Source organism: Blastococcus sp. SYSU DS0541, from assembly GCF_054050875.1.
The window spans coordinates 237,913-256,701 of record NZ_JBJHAD010000002.1; the positions used below are offsets into that span (position 1 = coordinate 237,913).

At 74.5% G+C, this 18,789-nt stretch carries 19 protein-coding genes; 17 read left to right on the forward strand and 2 right to left on the reverse strand.

Going from position 1 to position 18,789, the window contains the following annotated elements; all coding sequences use genetic code 11:
* Positions 1–31 precede the first annotated feature (31 nt).
* Positions 32–739: a helix-turn-helix domain-containing protein gene (locus ACI794_RS03565; RefSeq protein WP_456615683.1), complete on the forward strand. Its 708-nt coding sequence runs from the start codon at positions 32–34 to the stop codon at positions 737–739.
* Here ACI794_RS03565 and ACI794_RS03570 read toward each other — a convergent pair.
* Both ACI794_RS03570 and ACI794_RS03575 read right to left on the reverse strand, forming a co-directional pair.
* A complete protein-coding gene (locus tag ACI794_RS03570) occupies positions 721–1,296 on the reverse strand; it encodes a dihydrofolate reductase family protein (RefSeq protein WP_456615684.1) in 576 nt (191 codons plus the stop codon). The genes ACI794_RS03565 and ACI794_RS03570 overlap by 19 nt on opposite strands.
* A gap of 131 nt (positions 1,297–1,427) precedes the next feature.
* Positions 1,428–2,672, reverse strand: coding sequence for an isochorismate synthase (locus ACI794_RS03575; protein ID WP_456615685.1), 1,245 nt, complete (start codon positions 2,670–2,672; stop codon positions 1,428–1,430).
* 35 nt (positions 2,673–2,707) lie between these two features.
* Here ACI794_RS03575 and ACI794_RS03580 point away from each other — a divergent pair, with 35 nt between their 5' ends.
* From ACI794_RS03580 to nuoK, 16 genes are all read left to right on the forward strand, one after another.
* Positions 2,708–3,427 carry a demethylmenaquinone methyltransferase gene (locus ACI794_RS03580; RefSeq protein ID WP_456615686.1) on the forward strand — a complete coding sequence of 240 codons (720 nt, stop codon included), beginning with the start codon at positions 2,708–2,710 and terminating at the stop codon, positions 3,425–3,427.
* Between the two features lie 144 nt (positions 3,428–3,571).
* Positions 3,572–5,098 carry a DUF222 domain-containing protein gene (locus ACI794_RS03585; RefSeq protein WP_456615687.1) on the forward strand — a complete coding sequence of 509 codons (1,527 nt, stop codon included), beginning with the start codon at positions 3,572–3,574 and terminating at the stop codon, positions 5,096–5,098.
* A gap of 128 nt (positions 5,099–5,226) precedes the next feature.
* On the forward strand, positions 5,227–5,376 hold the full coding sequence (locus ACI794_RS03590) for a hypothetical protein (RefSeq protein WP_456579720.1): 150 nt from the start codon (positions 5,227–5,229) through the stop codon (positions 5,374–5,376).
* 7 nt (positions 5,377–5,383) lie between these two features.
* Entirely contained in the window at positions 5,384–6,043 is a 660-nt protein-coding gene (locus ACI794_RS03595; protein WP_456615688.1) for a phosphoribosyltransferase, read from the forward strand.
* Positions 6,044–6,131: 88 nt separating this feature from the next.
* Complete coding sequence (locus ACI794_RS03600; protein ID WP_456602612.1) at positions 6,132–7,403, forward strand: geranylgeranyl reductase family protein; 1,272 nt, start codon at positions 6,132–6,134, stop codon at positions 7,401–7,403.
* A gap of 92 nt (positions 7,404–7,495) precedes the next feature.
* Complete coding sequence (locus ACI794_RS03605) at positions 7,496–7,858, forward strand: NADH-quinone oxidoreductase subunit A (protein ID WP_091931123.1); 363 nt, start codon at positions 7,496–7,498, stop codon at positions 7,856–7,858.
* A 10-nt stretch (positions 7,859–7,868) separates the two neighbouring features.
* Positions 7,869–8,543 (forward strand): NuoB/complex I 20 kDa subunit family protein, encoded by a 675-nt coding sequence (locus ACI794_RS03610; protein ID WP_456579717.1) that lies wholly within the window; start codon positions 7,869–7,871, stop codon positions 8,541–8,543.
* Positions 8,540–9,289 carry an NADH-quinone oxidoreductase subunit C gene (locus ACI794_RS03615; protein ID WP_456579716.1) on the forward strand — a complete coding sequence of 250 codons (750 nt, stop codon included), beginning with the start codon at positions 8,540–8,542 and terminating at the stop codon, positions 9,287–9,289. The genes ACI794_RS03610 and ACI794_RS03615 overlap by 4 nt, the downstream gene beginning before the upstream one ends.
* A gap of 22 nt (positions 9,290–9,311) precedes the next feature.
* The gene (locus ACI794_RS03620; RefSeq protein ID WP_456602609.1) at positions 9,312–10,643 is read left to right on the forward strand and encodes an NADH-quinone oxidoreductase subunit D; all 1,332 of its coding nucleotides are present in this window, start codon (positions 9,312–9,314) and stop codon (positions 10,641–10,643) included.
* Positions 10,640–11,722: an NADH-quinone oxidoreductase subunit NuoE gene (gene nuoE, locus ACI794_RS03625; RefSeq protein WP_456615689.1), complete on the forward strand. Its 1,083-nt coding sequence runs from the start codon at positions 10,640–10,642 to the stop codon at positions 11,720–11,722. Before ACI794_RS03620 ends, nuoE begins: the two co-directional genes overlap by 4 nt.
* A 2-nt stretch (positions 11,723–11,724) precedes the next feature.
* Positions 11,725–13,053 (forward strand): NADH-quinone oxidoreductase subunit NuoF, encoded by a 1,329-nt coding sequence (gene nuoF, locus ACI794_RS03630; protein ID WP_456615690.1) that lies wholly within the window; start codon positions 11,725–11,727, stop codon positions 13,051–13,053.
* Entirely contained in the window at positions 13,050–15,560 is a 2,511-nt protein-coding gene (locus ACI794_RS03635) for an NADH-quinone oxidoreductase subunit G (RefSeq protein ID WP_456615691.1), read from the forward strand. Before nuoF ends, ACI794_RS03635 begins: the two co-directional genes overlap by 4 nt.
* Positions 15,557–17,026: an NADH-quinone oxidoreductase subunit NuoH gene (gene nuoH, locus ACI794_RS03640; protein ID WP_456615692.1), complete on the forward strand. Its 1,470-nt coding sequence runs from the start codon at positions 15,557–15,559 to the stop codon at positions 17,024–17,026. Before ACI794_RS03635 ends, nuoH begins: the two co-directional genes overlap by 4 nt.
* Complete coding sequence (gene nuoI / locus ACI794_RS03645; RefSeq protein ID WP_456579710.1) at positions 17,019–17,636, forward strand: NADH-quinone oxidoreductase subunit NuoI; 618 nt, start codon at positions 17,019–17,021, stop codon at positions 17,634–17,636. The genes nuoH and nuoI overlap by 8 nt, the downstream gene beginning before the upstream one ends.
* Positions 17,633–18,487: an NADH-quinone oxidoreductase subunit J gene (locus tag ACI794_RS03650; protein WP_456602604.1), complete on the forward strand. Its 855-nt coding sequence runs from the start codon at positions 17,633–17,635 to the stop codon at positions 18,485–18,487. The genes nuoI and ACI794_RS03650 overlap by 4 nt, the downstream gene beginning before the upstream one ends.
* The gene (gene nuoK / locus ACI794_RS03655; protein ID WP_456602603.1) at positions 18,484–18,783 is read left to right on the forward strand and encodes an NADH-quinone oxidoreductase subunit NuoK; all 300 of its coding nucleotides are present in this window, start codon (positions 18,484–18,486) and stop codon (positions 18,781–18,783) included. The genes ACI794_RS03650 and nuoK overlap by 4 nt, the downstream gene beginning before the upstream one ends.
* Positions 18,784–18,789 lie beyond the last annotated feature (6 nt).

An 18,789-nucleotide genomic window follows, 5' to 3' on the forward strand; every position in this document is an offset into this window, starting at 1 on the left:
GGAGGGCGCGCCCCGCGATAGGTTCCCCGGCGTGGGGCTGGAGATCCGGACGCGCGCCTCCGGCTCGCCCTGGATCTCCTCGGTGTGGACCGGGGGCAGCACCGGGGTGTCGCAGATGACGTCGGTGGCGTCGGAGACCTGGGGCCTCGTGTTCTGGGAGCGGGACGGCGTCCCGTACGCGGCGGTCACCGGTCCGGAGACCCGCACCAGCAGCGCTCCGGTGCCCGAGGGCGCCTCGTTCGTGGGCATCGAGTTCGCGGTCGGCACGTCGCTGCGCAGGACGCCCACCTCGGCCCTCGTCGACTCGGGGATCGAGCTGCCCGACACGACGCGACGGCACTTCCGGCTCCACGGCAATCGCTGGGAGACGCCCGGCGCGGATGACGCCGAGGCGCTGGTGGAGCGGCTCGTCCGCGGCGGCTGCGTGGTGCGCGACCCCCTGGTCACCTCGGCCCTGCGCGGAGGTGGTGTGCCCGGCTCCGACCGCACGCTCGAGCGCCGCTTCCGCGCGGCGACGGGCCTGAGCCGGGGCGCGATCGAGCAGATCGGGCGCGCCAGGACCGCCACCGCGCTGCTGCTGGGCGGGGCGACCGCGGCCACCGTCGTCGCTGACCTCGGCTACTACGACGAGCCGCACCTCGCCCGCGCGCTGCGGCGGTACATCGGCCGCACCGCCGGCCAGCTGCGCAGGGGGACCGGCGGCGCGCTCCCGCTGACGCCTCAGCGGACCACGTCGTAGAGGGCCTTGATGACGCCGTTCGAGTAGGACGCCGATTCCCGGAGCGACAGCTGGCGCCGGTCGTCGTCGGTGCGGCTGAACACGCTCTTGCCCGAGCCGAGCAGCACAGGGAACACCAGCACGTTGTACCGGTCGATCAGGTCGGCGTGGGCGAGGTTCCGTGCGAGCTCCGCGCTGCCGTGGATGAAGATCGCGCCACCCTCGGTCTCCTTGAGCGCGGCGACGTCCTCGGTGGTCCGCAGGATCTCCTGGGGGCCCCAGCCGTCGACGAGCGCATCCTCCCCGAGCGACCCGGAGACGACGTACTTCGGCAGGTCGCGGTAGGCGATGTGGTCCTCGGAGGCGGGCCAGCTGCCGGAGAACGCCTCGTAGCTGCGCCGCCCGAACATGAGCGCGCTGGTCTCCTCGAGCTCCTCGGCCTTGAGCGCGAACGACTCGGGCACGAGCGGCGTCCGCAGCACCCAGCCGCCGCTGGGGTGCCCCTCGACGGCTCCACCGGGGGAGTCGACGACACCGTCCAGGGTCATGAAGCCCGTCCAGACGAGTTGGCGCGGCATGGTGTGCCTCCACGGTTCAGGGGGAGTCGTTCCCCATTGCTCGGGCGGCGTCCTCGGGCCGTCCCACCACCGGACCGTAGGGGCTGCGGCATCGGTGGTCTTGGACGGAAACGACACCGGTTCCGTGTGGGTCAGGACTCCAGCGCGGCCTGGAAGGCGGCGAACTTCGCCTGCGTCTCGGCCAGCTCGGCGGCCGGGTCGGAGCCGGCGACGATGCCGCAGCCGGCGAACAGGCGCGCCCCGCCGTCACCGGTCAGCTCCGCGCAGCGCAGGGCGAGGCCGAACTCGCCGTCGCCCCGGGCGTCGATCCAGCCGACCGGCCCGGCGTAGCGACCGCGGTCCATGCCCTCCAGCTCACCGATCAGCGCGGCGGCGTCGGCGGTGGGGGTGCCGCACACGGCGGCCGTGGGGTGCACCGCGCCCACCAGCTCCAGCAGGCCGGCCGGGGCGCGTTGGGTGCCGACGACGTCGGTGGCGAGGTGGCGCACGTTGGCGAGGGTGAGGAGCTCGGGCTCCTCCGGCGCGGTGAGCTCGCTGCAGTAGGGCTCCAGGGCGCGCACCAGCGAGTCGACGGCGAGCGCGTGCTCGGCGCGGTCCTTCGCCGACCCGAGGAGCGCCGCGGCCAGCCGCTCGTCCTCCGCGCCCGCCCCCCGCGGGGCGGTGCCGGCCAGCACGCGGGATGAGAGCTGCTGCCCGCTGCGCCGCAGCAGCAGCTCGGGGGTGGCGCCGAGCAACCCGTCGACGGCGAAGGACCAGCAGCCGGGGAAGCGCCCGGCCAGCCGGTGCAGCAGCCGCCGTGCGTCCAGGGCGGGCTCGGCGGAGACCAGCAGGTCTCGGGCCAGCACCACCTTGGCCAGGTCCCCGGCGGCGATCCGCTCCACCGCCTCGGCGACGGCGGCGCACCAGCTCGCGGGGTCCAGCGCCCCGTCGGCGTAGCGCAGGCGGGGGGCGGGTCCTGTGCCGTCCGGGACGGGCGCCGGCAGCTCCGGCGCGGTGCCGATCGCGGTGACCCACCCGACGCCGTGGCGCCGCCCCACCACCACCTCGGGGACGACGAAGACCGACGTCCCGGCCACCGGGTCGAAGGCGATGCTGCCGAAGAGCACCGGGCCGGAGCCGGGGACGCCGAGGTCGTCGCTGACCTCGAGCCCGGCCGAGTACTCCTCCCACCAGTCCGCGGCCTCGGCCAGCGCGCCGCGCCCGGACACCTCGAGCCGGGCGGCCTCGCCCCAGCCCACGAGGCCCTCGCCGCGGCGCACCCAGGACAGCCCGCCGCCGGCCGGGAGCAGGTCGAGCAGCTCGCCCGCGTCGTCCGCGCGGACCGTGCTGACGGTGCGTGCGGCCGCTGCCGGGGAGGTCAGGGCGGCCGCGGTCACGAACCCAGACTAGGCAGCCTTGTAGCGTCGACGCCGTGGCAGACCGGCGAGACAACCCGCACACCGCCGGCGTGAGGGCCGGGCTGGACAAGCGGCCGGCCGAGGTCGCGGCGATGTTCGACCGGGTCGCCGAGCGCTACGACATCACGAACACGGTGCTCTCCGGGGGCCTGGACGCCTCGTGGCGGCGGGCCACCCGCGACGCGCTGGGCGCCCGCCCGGGGCAGACGGTGCTGGACGTCGCGGCGGGCACGGCGGTCTCGACGGTGGAGCTCGCGGCCGGCGGCGTGCACGCGATCGCCTGCGACTTCTCCCAGGGCATGCTGCGCGCCGGCGCCGCCCGTCCGGTGCCGAAGGTGGCCGGTGACGCGATGGCGCTGCCGCTGGCCGACGAGAGCGTCGACGGCGTGGTCATCTCCTTCGGGCTGCGCAACGTCGCCGACCCCGACGCGGCGCTCCGCGAGTTCTCCCGCGTGACGCGGCCGGGCGGCACGCTGGTGGTCTGCGAGTTCTCCAGCCCCACCTGGGCGCCGTTCCGCACCGTCTACACCGAGTACCTGATGAAGGCGCTGCCGCGGATCGCCCGCGCGGTGAGCAGCAACCCCGAGGCCTACGTCTACCTGGCGGAGTCGATCCGCGCCTGGCCCGACCAGCCGGCGCTCGCCGCCCGCCTGCAGGGGGCCGGCTGGGCGGACGTCGCCTGGCACAACCTGACCGGTGGGATCGTCGCCCTGCACCGGGGCCGCAAGGCCTGAAGCTGCCGGGCTGGAACGACACGAGGGCCCGCGGCCGCGGCAGAGCCCGACTGCGCCACTCTTCCTCACCGGTCAGCCGGTCGACCTGAGCCCGCCGGTCGGCGGGCCGAAGAATCTGTCGTACCTCGCACCTATGTTCGATCCATGACCACCGCCGAGCTGCGCCGGACCCCGGTCGAGGGTGCGCTCGTCGGCTGGTTGCTCGAGCTGCCGCCGACGGTCTCGCGGTTGCCGGTGGGGGTGCTGTCCGCCGCCGAGAAGGCGGCTGAGCTGCGGCGGCTGCAGGCGCGCCGTGCCATGGACGCTGCCTACGAGGCCGAGCTGGTGTTGGGGCTGGCCGCCGACCGGCCCGACACCGACGACCCACCTCCGGGGCATCCCGGGGCGCGCCGTCGCGGGCCGGGGTCGCCGGTCCCGGGGACGAGCGAGTTCCTGCCCGACGAGCTGGCGGCGGTGCTCAACTGCTCCCGCCCGTTCGCCACCGGCGTGCTCTCCGACGCCTACGTGCTGGTGGAGCGCATGCCCGCGGTCTGGGCCGCCTGCGCGGCCGGCGAGCTGGACTGGTTCCGCGCCCGGGTCTTCGCCGGCGTGCTCGGCCATGCCTCGGACGAGGTGATCGCGGCCGTGGTCCCCGGCCTGCTCCCCGGAGCGTCGGGGCTGTCGTCCGGCCGGTTGCGCGCCCGGTTGGTGGCCGCCGGGATCGCCGCGGACGAGGAGTTCGCGGAACGGCGGCGCGTCGAGGCCGAGGCGCGGGCCGGGGTCCGGGTGCACGCGATCGGCGACGGGCTCTCCGCCCTGACCACCGAGCTGCCCCCGCCGGTGGCGGCGGCGATGTGGTCGGCGATCGACCAGGCCGCCCAGCTGGCCCGCACCGGGGGCGACGACCGGCCGATCGGGGTCCTCCGGGCCGAGGCGCACGCCGCCCTGGTCCTGCGGCCGTGGGACACCTCCCGCCCGGCGATGACCGGGCACGTCACGGTGGTTGCCCCGCTGGCGGCGCTGGCCCGGTCGGGTGGCACCGGTGCATCGGCCGGGCGTGCGGACGGCATCGGCGGCGAGACGGGGCCGAGCGTGGACGGCACCCCGATCACCGCCGCCCACCTCCGGGAGCTCATGGCGCGCCTCGGCGCGCTGGGGGTCCAGGCCCCGCCGGCGGGCAGCCTGGCGGTGGCGATCACCGGCGACGACGGCGCCCTCCTCGCCGCCGCGACCGCCACCGAGCTGCGCCGGCTCGCCATCCGCGGCTGCACCACGCACGGCGCGGCTGCCGACTGCGGCTGCCCGCTGGTGGGGCGCCCGGCGGCGGTGGCCGGGCACGACCCCTCCGCGGCCCAGGAACGGTTCCTCCGGCTTCGCGACCGCACCTGCCGGCACCCCGGGTGCGGTCGACCGGCCGCGCGCACCGACGCCGACCACGTGGTGCCCTACGACTGCGGCGGTCGCACCTCCTGCGAGAACCTCTGCTGCCTGTGCCGTACGCACCACCGGCTGAAGACCTTCGCCCGCGGCTGGCGCTTCGAGTTGCTGCCCGACGGCACGCTGCGGGTGACGACGCCCAGCGGGATCACCCGGGCGACCCGGCCGCCGGGTCTGCGCGACCTGACGGCACAACCTGCGCTGCCCGCGCCGCGCCGGGCAGGGGTGCCGACGGTCGATCCGCCGCCCTTCTGAGGGCCTCCGGCGAGAGGTGTCCAGTTCTGCGTGGTGGCGCCTCCGTTGCGGGTGCGCGGCACGTGATGCGCAGCCGTGGGTGCGCGCGCGGGGTGGGGCGGTCGGCGGAAGTGTCCTAGCGTCGGACCATGACCAGTCCCACCACGCCGCAGCCCCAGGATCCCGACCCCGCGCCCACGGACCCGGTGGAGCCGCTCCCCGACCCGATCCCGAAGCCCGACCCCGACCAGCCGGGCAACCCGCCGACCCCGGGACCGGACCCGGTCCCCGTGGTCTAGGACCGCCGTGCAGCGCGCCCGCTACGCCGACCGCCGCGACGCCGGGCGGGTGCTGGCGGGCGCGCTCACCGGGCGGGTGGGCGCCGGCGCCCTGGTGCTCGGGCTGCCCCGCGGAGGTGTCCCCGTCGCCGCGGAGGTGGCCGGCGCGTTCGGCGCGGAGCTCGACGTCCTCGTCGTCCGCAAGCTCGGCGCACCCGGGCAGCCGGAGCTGGCGATGGGCGCGCTCGCGGCGATCGGCGACCGCGTGGAGACCGTTTGGGTACCCGCGGTCCGGGATCGCTTCGCACCCGACCCCGACGCGGTGGCCGCCGTCCGCGACCGCGAGCTCGCCGAACTGCGCCGCCGGACCGATGCGTACCGCGGCGACCGGCCGGCCCCCGTCGTGGCCGGCCGTCACGTCCTGCTCGTCGACGACGGCCTCGCCACGGGCGCGAGCATGCGCGTCGCTGTCACCGCCGTGCGGGCGAACGGCCCCACCCGCCTCACCGTCGCCGTCCCCGTGGGGCCGCCCGCTGCCCTCGCCCAGCTCGCCGCCGACGTCGACGACCTGGTGTGCCCCGAGGCGCCGACGGGCTTCCGATCGGTCGGGCAGGCCTACGACGACTTCTCCGAGACCTCCGACGACGAGGTGCTCAGGGCCCTGCGCCGAGGGGGGACTGTCGGCTAGATCACACCGCGGCCTAGACTCGGGACCGACGACTTTGTGAACTCTTTCACAAGGTGCATCGGGGTCGACGACGGACCGGAGGGGCGACATGGCGCGGACCGCAGCGGCGCACGCTGCCGACGTCGTGGTCGTCGGTGCTGGGCCGGCCGGCTCCAGTGCGGCCTGGCACCTGGCCCGCACCGGGCTGGACGTCGCGCTCCTGGAGAAGGCCGAGTTCCCCCGGGAGAAGGTCTGCGGCGACGGGCTGACGCCGCGCGGGGTGAAGGCGCTGCACGACATGGACGTCGACACCGCCGGGCCCGGCTGGGTGCGCCGCCGCGGGCTCCGCGTGCACGGCGGCGGGCGGGTCGCCGAGGTCGACTGGCCACGGCTGGACTCCTGGCCCGACCACGGCCTCGTGCGCACCCGCCACGAGCTCGACGCGCTGCTGGCCGACCAGGCACGCTCGGCCGGCGCCCGCCTGGTCACCGGCACCACCGTCACCGAACCGCTGCTCGACGACGACGGCCGGGTGGTCGGGGTCCGCGGGGAGGCGGGCGGCGACCGAGAGCCGGTCACGTGGCGCGCGCCGCTGGTCGTCTCCGCGGAGGGGCTGTCGGGCCGGCTGGCCAAGGGGCTGGGCCTGGTGCGCCGCACCGACCGCCCGCTGGGGGTCGCCCTGCGGGGGTACGTGCGCAGCCGGCGCAGCGACGACGACTACCTCGACATCGCCTTCGACCTGACCGCCGACGGCCCGTCGCGCGAGACCCTGCCCGGCTACGGCTGGATCTTCGGCATGGGCGACGGGACGGCGAACGTCGGCTACGGCCTGCTCGACACCCGGCGCGGCACCGGGGCGGACCGCCGATCGGTCCTCCGCCGGTGGCTGGATCTCTTCCCCGCCGAGGATGGCCTGGGTGAGGACGACGCCGTCGGCCCGCTGCGGGGCGCCGGCCTCCCGATGGCGCTCTCCCGCGGCCCGGCCTACACCCGTGGGCTGCTGCTGGTCGGGGACGCCGCCGGCACGGTGAACCCCTGCAACGGCGAGGGGATCAGCGCCGCCCTCGAGAGCGGCCGGATGGCCGCGGAGACCGTGGTGGCCGCGCTCGCGGGCCCGGCCGGCGCGGCGCGCGAGGCGGTGCTGCAGCGCTACCCCGACCGGCTGCGCGCCGAGCTCGGCCGCCACCACCGGTTGGGGCTGGGCTTCCTCGCGCTGCTGGCCCGCCCGGCGGTGGTCCGCCTGGCCATGGCCCGCGGCCTGCGCCGTCCGGCGATCACGGACGCCATGCTGCGGGTGATGGGCAACCTCAGCGACGGCCGCGACGGGGACGTCGTCGACCGGGCGCTCGCCGTGCTCCTCCGACTGACCCCGGCGACCTGAGTGGCTGCCGTGACGACCCGCCAACCCGACACGGACGCTCCGTGGTCGGATCGTGACCCGTACGTGACCTCCATCACCCTAGGGTGCCGCTGATGCTGTCGACATACGTCCCGATCGTCGGGCTCTTCGCGCTCGCTGCGGCGTTCGCGCTGTTCTCGGTGGCCGTCGCCCCGTTCGTGGGGCCCCGGCGCCACAACCGCGCCAAGCTCGCGGCCTACGAGTGCGGCATCGAGCCGGTCGACCAGCCGCTCACCGGTGGCCGGTTCCCGGTGAAGTACTACCTGACGGCGATGTTGTTCATCGTCTTCGACATCGAGATCGTCTTCCTCTACCCCTGGGCCGTCGCCAACGACGCCCTCGGCGTCTGGGGGCTGGTCGCGATGGTCCTGTTCATCGGCACCGTCTTCCTCGCCTTCGCCTACGAGTGGCGGCGTGGCGGGCTCGAGTGGGACTAGGGGACATCTGATGGGACTCGAGGAGAAGCTGCCCAGCGGCGTCCTGCTGACCAGCGTGGAGAAGCTGGTGAACTGGACGCGCAAGTCGTCGCTGTGGCCGGCGACGTTCGGGCTGGCCTGCTGCGCGATCGAGATGATGGCGTCGGGGGCCGGCCGCTACGACCTGGCCCGCTTCGGCATGGAGGTCTTCCGCGCCTCGCCGCGGCAGGCCGACCTGATGATCGTCGCGGGGCGGGTGAGCCAGAAGATGGCCCCGGTCCTGCGCCAGATCTACGACCAGATGCCCGAGCCCCGCTGGGTGCTCGCCATGGGCGTCTGCGCGAGCTCGGGCGGCATGTTCAACAACTACGCGATCGTCCAGGGCGTCGACCACGTCGTCCCCGTGGACATGTACCTGCCCGGCTGCCCGCCGCGGCCGGAGATGCTCATGGACGCGATCCTGAAGTTGCACCACAAGATCCAGCACGAGCCTCTGGGCGCCAAGCGCGCCCGCCAGCTGGAGCGGGCGCAGGCGGACGGGACCGCGAAGGACCTGCACGTCGAGATGCCGTCGACCGTGCGCGTGGACAAGGAGGCCCGCCGCGCGTACGAGGCGGCGGCCGCCGAGGGGCGCACCGGGCAGTTCCTGATCGAGCGCCGGGACGGCAACGCGGTGCTGCTCCCGGGCGCGGGGGACCGGCGATGAGCAACGACGGCGGCGAGGTCGTCCCGGGCCGCGAGGAGGCCGGGTACGACGACGCCACGGCCCCCTCCGGCGGGTTCCGCACGGGCGCGTTCGGGGTCGCCGGCAGCGGGGACACCTCGGGGTTCGGCGGGCTGGTCCGGGTCGAGCCCGGCGGGGCGGTGGCGCTGCACTCCACCGACCGCCCCTACGGCGGCTGGTTCGACGAGGTCACCGACGCGCTGATCGAGGCCGTCGGCGAGGGCACCTACGCCGCCGCGGTCCACCGGGTGCTCGTCGACCGCGGCGAGATCACCTACTTCGTCGGCCGGGAGCACCTGCTCACCCTCGTGCGGGCGCTGCGCGACGACGAGGCGCTGCGCTTCGAGCTCTGCAGCAGCGTCTCCGGCGTCGACTACCTCGACAGCGGCGGCCCGGCGGTCGCACCGGGCCGGCCGCGGCTGCACGTCGTCTACCACCTGACCTCGATGACCTACCGGCGCCGCATCCGGCTGGAGGTGGCGGTCACCGCGGAGGACCCGCACGTCCCCTCGGTCACGGGCGTCTACCCGACGGCGGACTGGCACGAGCGGGAGACCTACGACATGTTCGGCGTCGTCTTCGACGGCCACCCGGCGCTGACCCGGATCCTCATGCCCGACGACTGGGACGGGTTCCCGCAGCGCAAGGACTACCCGCTCGGCGGGATCCCGGTGGAGTACCACGACGCGGTGATCCCGCCGCCGGACACGCGGCGGGCCTACCGGTGACCGGCGTCGAGGAGGGGCAGCGATGAGCACGACCTACGACCCCGCCGACCCGTACGCGGGTTCGCGGGAGACCACCGAGGGTCGGGTCTACACCGTCACCGGCGGGGACTGGGACGTCACCCTCGGGGCCGATCCGCACGGCGAGGAGCGCCTCGTCGTCAACATGGGCCCGCAGCACCCGTCCACGCACGGCGTCCTGCGGCTGGTCCTCGACCTCGAGGGCGAGACGGTCACGAAGGCGCGGGTGGTCATCGGCTACCTGCACACCGGCATCGAGAAGAACACCGAGTACCGCAACTGGGTGCAGGGCACGACCTTCGTGACCCGCATGGACTACCTCGCGCCGCTGTTCAACGAGGCCGGCTACTGCATGGCCGTCGAGAAGCTGCTCGGCGTCGAGGTGCCGCAGCGCGCCCAGACCATCCGCGTGCTCGTCATGGAGCTCAACCGGATCGCCTCGCACCTGGTCGCCCTGGCCACCTTCGGCATGGAGATGGGCGCCCTCACCGGTATGACCAACGGCTTCCGCGAGCGGGAGATGGTCCTCGACCTGCTCGAGGAGATCACCGGCCTGCGGATGAACCACGCCTACATCCGCCCCGGCGGCCTGGCGCAGGACCTGCCCGAGGGGGCGGTCGAGCACATCCGCGAGTTCCTTCAGGTGATGCCGAAGCGGGTGACCGACTTCCACCGGCTGCTCACCGGCCAGCCGATCTGGCAGGCCCGGCTCAAGGACGCCGGCTACCTCGACCTCACCGGCTGCGTGGCGCTCGGCGTCACCGGGCCGATCCTGCGCGCCACCGGCCTGCCCTGGGACCTGCGCAAGGTCGAGCCCTACCTCGGCTACGAGACCTACGACTTCGAGGTCCCCACCGCCGACACCTGCGACGCCTGGGGCCGCTACCTCGTGCGCATGTCGGAGGTGAACGAGTCGCTCAAGCTCATCGAGCAGGCGCTGGACCGGCTCGAGCCCGGCCCCGTGATGGTCGAGGACCGCAAGATCGCCTGGCCGGCGCAGCTCTCCCTCGGGCCCGACGGCATGGGCAACTCCCACGAGCACGTCGCGCACATCATGGGCCAGTCCATGGAGGCGCTGATCCACCACTTCAAGCTGGTCACCGAGGGTTTCCGGGTGCCGGCCGGCCAGGTGTACGTGCCGATCGAGTCGCCCCGCGGCGAGCTCGGCTACCACGTCGTCAGCGACGGGAGCACCCGCCCGTGGCGCGTCCACGTGCGCGACCCCAGCTTCGTGAACCTCCAGGCCACGGCGGCGATGAGCGAGGGCGGCATGATCGCCGACGTCATCGCCGCGATCGCATCGATCGACCCGGTGATGGGGGGAGTGGACCGATGAGTGCACTGCCAGGCAGCCCGGAGGGGACGGCGGTCACCGGGCTGGACTCCAGCCCGGTCGACGCCGGCTCCCTGGCCGAGGTGCCGCCGCTGCCCGAGCAGGCGCGGCTCGAGGCGCGGGAGATCATCACCCGCTACCCGCAGCCGCGCTCGGCGCTGCTGCCGATGCTGCACCTGGTGCAGAGCTACCAGGGCTACGTCACCCCCGAGGGCGTCGCGCTCTGCGCCGAGGAGCTGGGCCTGACCAAGGCCGAGATCGGTGCGGTCGCGACCTTCTACACGATGTACAAGCGCCGCCCCACCGGCCGGCACCTGGTCAGCGTCTGCACCAACACGCTCTGCGCCGTGCTCGGCGGGCAGCGGATCATGGACGCCCTCTCGGCCGACCTCGGCGTGCACCACGACGAGACAGCCGCCGACGGGTCCATCACCCTCGAGCACGCCGAGTGCCTCGCCGCGTGCGACTACGCGCCCGTGGTCACCGTCGACTACGAGTTCTACGACCAGCAGGACGTCGAGAGCGCCCGCGCGCTGGTGGCGGCGCTGCGCCGGGGCGAGAAGCCGCTGCCCACCCGCGGCGCCCCGCTCACCGACTTCCGGGGCGTCTCCCGCCAGCTCGCCGGGTTCTCCCAGCACCCGGACGACGCCGCCGCGGCCGCCGCCGTCGACGCCCCCGGTGACTACGGTCCGACCCTGCGGGGGCTGCACCTCGCCGCCGAGCGGGGTGAGCAGGCCCCGCCGATGCGCGGGCCGGAGCCCCACCCGTCCGACGCGGGTGAGCCGCGCGAGACGGTCCGGCCGTCGGGGAGCACCGGCGAGACCCCCGGGCAGGAGGCGGCGGACGCGCGCGTCGCCGCCGCGGACACCCCGGCGGAGAAGGCCGGTGCCGCCGGTTCGCACCCCGACGCCCCCGAACCCGCCGGTCGCCGGCTGCCCGACGGCCGCTCCGGCACGGAGACGCCCGCGGGCGCCGAGCCGGGCACCGGCGACCAGAGCCCCGCCACCCCACCCCCGGCCGGCGAGGGGTCCGACCGGCCCTCCCGGACCACCCAGGGCCGAGCACCGAAGCGGAGGCGCTGACCATGCCCCTCACCCCCGTCCTCACCTCGCGCTGGGGCGCCGAGAACTCCTGGCGGCTGTCGACCTACGAGCGCCTCGAGGGGTACTCGGCCCTGCGGACGGCGCTCTCGATGGACCCCGACGAGCTCGTGACGATGGTCAAGGACTCCGGGCTGCGCGGCCGCGGCGGCGCGGGCTTCCCGACCGGCATGAAGTGGGGCTTCATCCCGCAGCCCAAGCCCGGGGAGGAGCCCTCCGGCCCGGCGGCGATGCCCAAGTACCTCGTGGTCAACGCCGACGAGGGGGAGCCCGGCACCTGCAAGGACCTCCCGCTCATGATGGCCGACCCGCACTCGCTCATCGAGGGCGTGATCATCTCCGCCTACGCGATCCGGTCGACGTTCGCCGTCATCTACGTGCGCGGCGAGGCGGTGCACGCCCACCGGCGGCTGCTCAACGCGGTGGGCGAGGCCTACGCCGCCGGCTACCTCGGCACCGACATCCTCGGCTCCGGCTACGACCTCGAGCTCGTGGTGCACGCCGGCGCCGGCGCCTACATCTGCGGCGAGGAGACGGCGCTGCTGGACTCGCTCGAGGGCTACCGCGGCCAGCCCCGGCTCAAGCCGCCGTTCCCCGCGGTCGCCGGCCTCTACGGCGCGCCGACGGTCATCAACAACGTCGAGACGCTGGCCAGCGTGCCGTTCGTCGTCCGCGGCGGGGCCGAGTGGTTCAAGGCCTTCGGGCCGGAGAAGTCGCCCGGCCCCAAGATCTACTCGCTGTCGGGCCGCGTCGTCCGCCCCGGGCAGTACGAGGCCCCGATGGGGACGACGATGCGGGAGCTCCTGGAGATGGCCGGCGGCGTCCGCCCCGGGCACGAGCTCAAGTTCTGGACGCCGGGCGGCTCGTCGACGCCGTACTTCACCGCCGAGCACCTCGACGTCCCGCTGGACTTCGACTCGGTGGCCGCCGCGGGCTCCATGCTCGGCACGACCGCGCTGATGGTGTTCGACGAGACCGACTCGATCGTCGAAGCCACCCTGCGGTTCACCCAGTTCTACGCGCACGAGAGCTGCGGCAAGTGCACCCCGTGCCGCGAGGGCACCTACTGGCTGGTCCAGATCCTGCAGCGGCTGGTCGACGGCCAGGGCACCGCCGCCGACCTGGACCTGCTCACCGACACCTGCGACAACATCCTCGGCCGGTCGTTCTGCGCGCTCGGCGACGGCGCGACCAGCTGCATCTCCAGCTCCCTGAAGTACTTCCGCGACGACTACGTCGCCCTGCTGCCGCCCGAGGAGCAGGCCCGCCTGGGCCGGTCGCTCCGCCTCGAGCCGGTCGGAGCCGCCTCGTGACACTCACCCCCACCAGCCCCGACCCCGCGCCGGCCGTCCCACCCGGCGCGCCCGGTCCGCACACGCCCGAGGACGCCGTCCGCTGCACGATCGACGGCTTCGACGTCGCCGTGCCCAAGGGGACGCTGATCATCCGGGCCGCCGAGATGATCGGCGTGCAGATCCCGCGGTTCTGCGACCACCCGCTGCTCGAGCCGATCGGGGCCTGCCGGCAGTGCCTGGTCGAGGTCGAGGGCCAGCGCAAGCCGGTCGCCTCCTGCACCATGCCCGTCAGCGACGGCATGGCGGTGCGCACGCAGCTGTCCAGCCCGGTCGCCGACAAGGCGCAGCAGGGCACCATGGAGCTGCTGCTGATCAACCACCCGCTGGACTGCCCGGTCTGCGACAAGGGCGGCGAGTGCCCGCTGCAGAACCAGGCGATGAGCAACGGCCGGGCCGAGAGCCGGTTCGAGGGGGAGAAGCGCACCTACCCGAAGCCGCTGCCCATCAGCAGCGAGATCCTGCTCGACCGCGAGCGCTGCGTGCTCTGCGCCCGCTGCACCCGGTTCTCCCAGCAGGTCGCCGGTGACCCGTTCATCGAGCTGTTCGAGCGGGGCGCCCTGGAGCAGGTCGCGATCTACGAGGACGAGCCCTTCTCCTCCTACTTCTCCGGCAACACCACCCAGATCTGCCCGGTCGGCGCGCTCACCAGCGCGCAGTACCGGTTCCGCGCCCGCCCGTTCGACCTGCGCAGCGAGCCCAGCGTCTGCGAGCACTGCGCCTCGGGCTGCGCCATGCGCACCGACTACCGGCGGGGCAAGGTCACCCGCCGGCTGGCCGGTGACGACCCCGCGGTCAACGAGGAGTGGACCTGCGACAAGGGCCGCTACGCCTTCCGCTACGCCACCTCCAACGAGCGGCTGACCACCCCGCTGGTGCGCCGGGACGGCGTGCTGGAGCCCGCCTCCTGGCCCGAGGCCTGGGCGGAGGCGGCCGACGGCCTGCGCCGCGCCCGCGCCGAGGGCGGGGTCGGCGTGCTGCCCGGCGGGCGGCTCACGCTCGAGGACGCCTACGCCTGGGCCACCTTCGCCCGGGTCGCGCTGGGCACCAACGACGTCGACGCCCGGGCCCGCGCCCACTCGGCGGAGGAGCTCGCCTTCCTCGGCGCCGCGGTGGCCGGCACCGGACCCGTGACCGGCGCCGTCACCTACGAGGACGTCGGCACCGCGCCCGCCGTCCTGCTCGCCGGTCTGGAGCCGGAGGAGGAGTCGCCGATCCTCTTCCTCCGCCTGCGCCGGGCGGTGCGCACCGGCGGCCTCGCCGTGTTCGACCTGGCACCCTTCGCCACCCGCGCCGCGCAGAAGCTGGACGCCACGGTGCTCACCACGGTGCCGGGCGCGGAGGCCCGGTCGCTGCTCGCCCTCGCCGAGGGCAGCTGGGGTGGGCCCGCCGTCGAGGCGCTGCGGAAGCCGGGCGCGGTGCTGCTCGCCGGTGAGCGGCTGGCCGAGGTGCCCGGCGCGCTCACCGCGCTGGTCGCGCTGGCCCGGGCGACCGGTGCCCGCGTGGCCTGGGTGCCCCGTCGCGCCGGAGAGCGGGGCGCGGTGGAGGCCGGCGCGCTCCCCACGCTGCTGCCCGGCGGCCGCGCCGTCGACGACCCCGCCGCCCGAGCCGAGGTGGCCGCGGTGTGGGGCATCGACCCCGCGGCGGTGCCCGATGCCCCCGGCCGCGACGTCACGGGCATCCTCACCGACGCCTGCGCCGGCCGGCTGCCCGGGTTGCTCGTCGGCGGGGTCGACCCCGCCGACCTGCCCGACCCCGCGCTGGCGCGGGCGGCGCTGGACGCGGCGGCGTTCGTCGTGAGCCTGGAGATGTTCCCGACCGAGGTGACCGAGCGCGCCGACGTCGTCCTGCCGGTGGCGGCGTCGTCGGAGAAGGCGGGGAGCTACCTGGACTGGGAGGGGCGGCTGCGTCCCTTCGACGCCACCCTGCACGGCACCGGGCGGCTGGGGGACGGCCGGGTGCTGCACGGCCTGGCCGAGGCGATGGGCACCGACCTGCGCCTCCCCGCACCGGAGGTCGCGCGGGCCGCGCTCGCCGCGCTGGGCGCCCGCCGCTCCGCCGCGGAGAGCCCCGGACCCGACGTCGCGCCCCCCGACACCCCGGCGCTCCGCGACGACGAGGCCGTGCTCGCCTCGTGGCGCCAGCTGCTCGACGTCGGCACCCTCCAGCGCGAGGAACCCGAGCTCGCCGGCACCGCCCGGCCGCCGGTGGTCCGCGTCGGCGCCGGCACCGCCGCGCGCCTCGGGCTCGCCGACGGCGACCGGCTCACCGTGAGCGGCGCGACGGGCTCGGTCACCCTGCCGGTGGCGGTCACCGCGATGCCCGACCAGGTCGTGTGGCTGCCGATGCGCTCGCCCGGCAGCGAGATCCGGACCGCGCTGGGCACCGGGCCCGGCGGCGTCGTCCGGCTGTCGGCCTCGCCGGTGCCCACCGGCGCCACGACGCACCCGCTGGGGGACGCGCGATGAACGTCTGGGCCACGCCCGAGCAGCCGACGCTGGCCGATTTCGGCCAGGACGTCTGGTGGATCGTGCTGATCAAGGTCGTCGGCGTCTTCGCGGTCCTGGTGCTGATGACGCTGTTCGCGATCGTCCTCGAGCGCAAGGTCGTCGCACGCATGCAGCAGCGGATCGGCCCCAACCGGGTCGGGCCGCGCGGCTCCCTGCAGAGCCTCGCCGACGGGCTGAAGCTGGCGTTCAAGGAAGACATCATGCCGGCGATGGCGGACAAACCGGTCTACTTCCTCGCCCCGGTGATCGCCACCATCCCGGCGTTCGTCGCCTTCTCGGTGATCCCGATGGGCCCGGTCGTCAGCATCTTCGGCGAGCAGACGCCGCTGCAGCTGACCGACGCCCCGATCGGCGTGCTGATCATCCTGGCCATGTCGGCCATGGGCATCTACGGCATCGTGCTCGGCGGCTGGGCCTCGGGCTCGACCTACCCGCTGCTGGGCAGCATGCGCAGCGCGGCCCAGATGATCAGCTACGAGATCGCGATGGGGCTCTCCATCGTCGCGGTGTTCCTCTACGCCGGCTCGATGTCGACGTCGGAGATCGTGGCGGCGCAGGCCGACGGCAACGAGGTCTCCTTCTTCGGCCTGGAGTTCACCGGCCCCAGCTGGTACGCCGTGCTGCTGCCGGTCTCCTTCGTCATCTACGTGATCGCCGTCGTCGGCGAGACCAACCGCGCGCCGTTCGACCTGCCCGAGGCCGAGAGCGAGCTCGTCGGCGGCTTCCACACCGAGTACTCGTCGCTGAAGTTCGCGCTGTTCTTCCTCGCCGAGTACATCAACATGGTCACCGTCTCGGCGCTGGCCGCGACGCTCTTCCTCGGCGGCTGGCGGGCGCCGTGGCCGGTCTCCATCTGGGACGGCGCGAACAGCGGCTGGTGGCCGCTGCTCTGGTTCTTCCTCAAGGTCGTCGCCGCGCTCTTCGTCTTCATCTGGCTCCGCGGCACCCTGCCCCGGCTGCGCTACGACCAGTTCATGCGCTTCGGCTGGAAGGTGCTGGTCCCGGTCGCGCTGGTGTGGATCCTCGTCGTCGCCGCGATGCGGACCCTCTCCCGCGAGGCGGACCTCTCCACCGGCCAGGTGGCGCTCTTCGTCGGCGTCCCCGTCGCGGTCCTGGTGCTGCTCGGCCTGGCCCTGGCCGGTCGGACGGCGAACCGGGACGCCCGGGTGATGGCCGAGGAGGCCGCGGCCGGCGGCGTCCACGCCACCGACCCCGAGCCCGAGGTCCTGCCCCCGGCCGGTGGGCGGCGCCCCGCCGGCACCCCCAGCCGGTCGGAGGGCGGCTTCCCGGTCCCGCCGATGGACCTGGTCGTGCCTCCCTCCCCGCGCCTGCGCCGGGAACCCGTCGCGACCGACGGCACGGTCGTCGGCACCGGACGACGCGCACCCACGAGCACCACTTCCCAGGAGGACGGCGATGCCTGAGAGCCGCAGCGGCGACCCCGCCCGGCGCGGGAGCGCGGAGGTCGAGCGCCCGACGGGTGCGACGGCCGCGACGCCCGCCGTGCGCCCCACCCTGCGCGACCGGCTGGTGCCGGCGCCCGTCCAGGGCTTCGGGGTCACCTTCGCGCAGATGTTCCGGACGGTGACCACGGAGCAGTACCCCTTCGAGCCGAAGGTGACCAAGCCGCGCTACCACGGCCGGCACGTGCTCAACCGGCACCCGGACGGCTTGGAGAAGTGCGTCGGCTGCGAGCTGTGCGCCTGGGCCTGCCCGGCCGACGCCATCTACGTCGAGGGCGGGGACAACACCGAGGACGCCCGCTACTCGCCCGGTGAGCGGTACGGCGCGGTCTACCAGATCAACTACCTGCGCTGCATCTTCTGCGGGCTGTGCATCGAGGCCTGCCCGACCCGCTCGCTGACGATGAGCAACGACTTCGAGCTGGCCGACGACAACCGGGCCGACCTGATCTACACCAAGGAGCAGCTCATGGCCCCGCTCCTGCCCGGCATGGAGCAGCCCCCGCACCCGATGCGCCTCGGCGACGACGAGAAGGACTACTACCTGCGCGAGCCGGAGGTGCGGTCGTGACGCCGGACGCCACCCTCGTCGTCGGCACCGGCGAGGCCGTCGTCTTCTGGATCCTCGGCCCGCTCTCCCTGGCCGGCGCCCTCGGCATGGTGCTCAGCCGCAACGCCGTGCACTCGGCGCTCTGGCTGGTGCTGACGATGCTCTCGCTGGGCGTCTTCTACGTCGTCCAGTCCGCGCCCTTCCTCGGCGCCGTGCAGATCATCGTCTACACCGGCGCGATCATGATCCTGTTCCTCTTCGTGCTGATGCTGGTCGGCCGGGACTCCTCGGACTCGGTGGTCGAGACGCTGCGCGGGCAGCGGGTGGCGGCCACGCTGCTGGGCATCGGCTTCGCCGCGCTCGTCGGCGCCGGCATCGCGCGGGCGACGCAGGACCTCCCCGTGGTGGGGCTCGAGGCGGTGCAGGCCGGGCCCGGCGGCCCCGACGCGGGCAACGTCGAGGCGATCGCCGCCCTGCTCTACACCCGCTACCTGCTGGCCTTCGAGGTCACCGGCGCGCTGCTGATCGTCGCCGCGGTCGGCGCGCTCGTCTTCACCCAGGCCGAGCGCGACCCCGCCAGCCGCAAGGGCCAGAAGGAGCTGTCGCGCGCGCGGTTCCTCACCGACCGCCCGCAGACGCTGCCCGGCCCCGGGGTCTACGCCCGCGCCACCTCGGTCGCCGCTCCCGGTCGGCTGCCCGACGGGGGCATCGCCGAGGACAGCCTCGCCACCGGCATCGAGCCGCAGCAGGTCGAGCCGCTGCCCCGGGGCACCGGCCGGCAGCAGCTCGGCTCACCGGACGCCGCGCTGGGCTCCCTCACCCCCACGGTGAGCGACGTCCCGGGCGGCCGCGAGGGCGGTGAGCACCGGTGAGCCTGTCCTACTACCTGGTGCTCGCGGCGATCCTGTTCACCATCGGCGCCGTCGGCGTCCTGGTGCGGCGCAACGCGATCGTGGTGTTCATGTGCGTGGAGCTGATGCTCAACGCCGTCAACCTGACGCTGATCACCTTCGCCCGGTCGACCGGGACTGTCGACGGCCAGATCATCGCGCTCTTCGTCATGGTCGTCGCCGCCGCCGAGGTGGTCGTCGGTCTCGCGATCATCATGTCGATCTACCGGACCCGCAGGTCCGCCTCGATCGACGACGCCAACCTGCTGAAGTACTGACGGCGA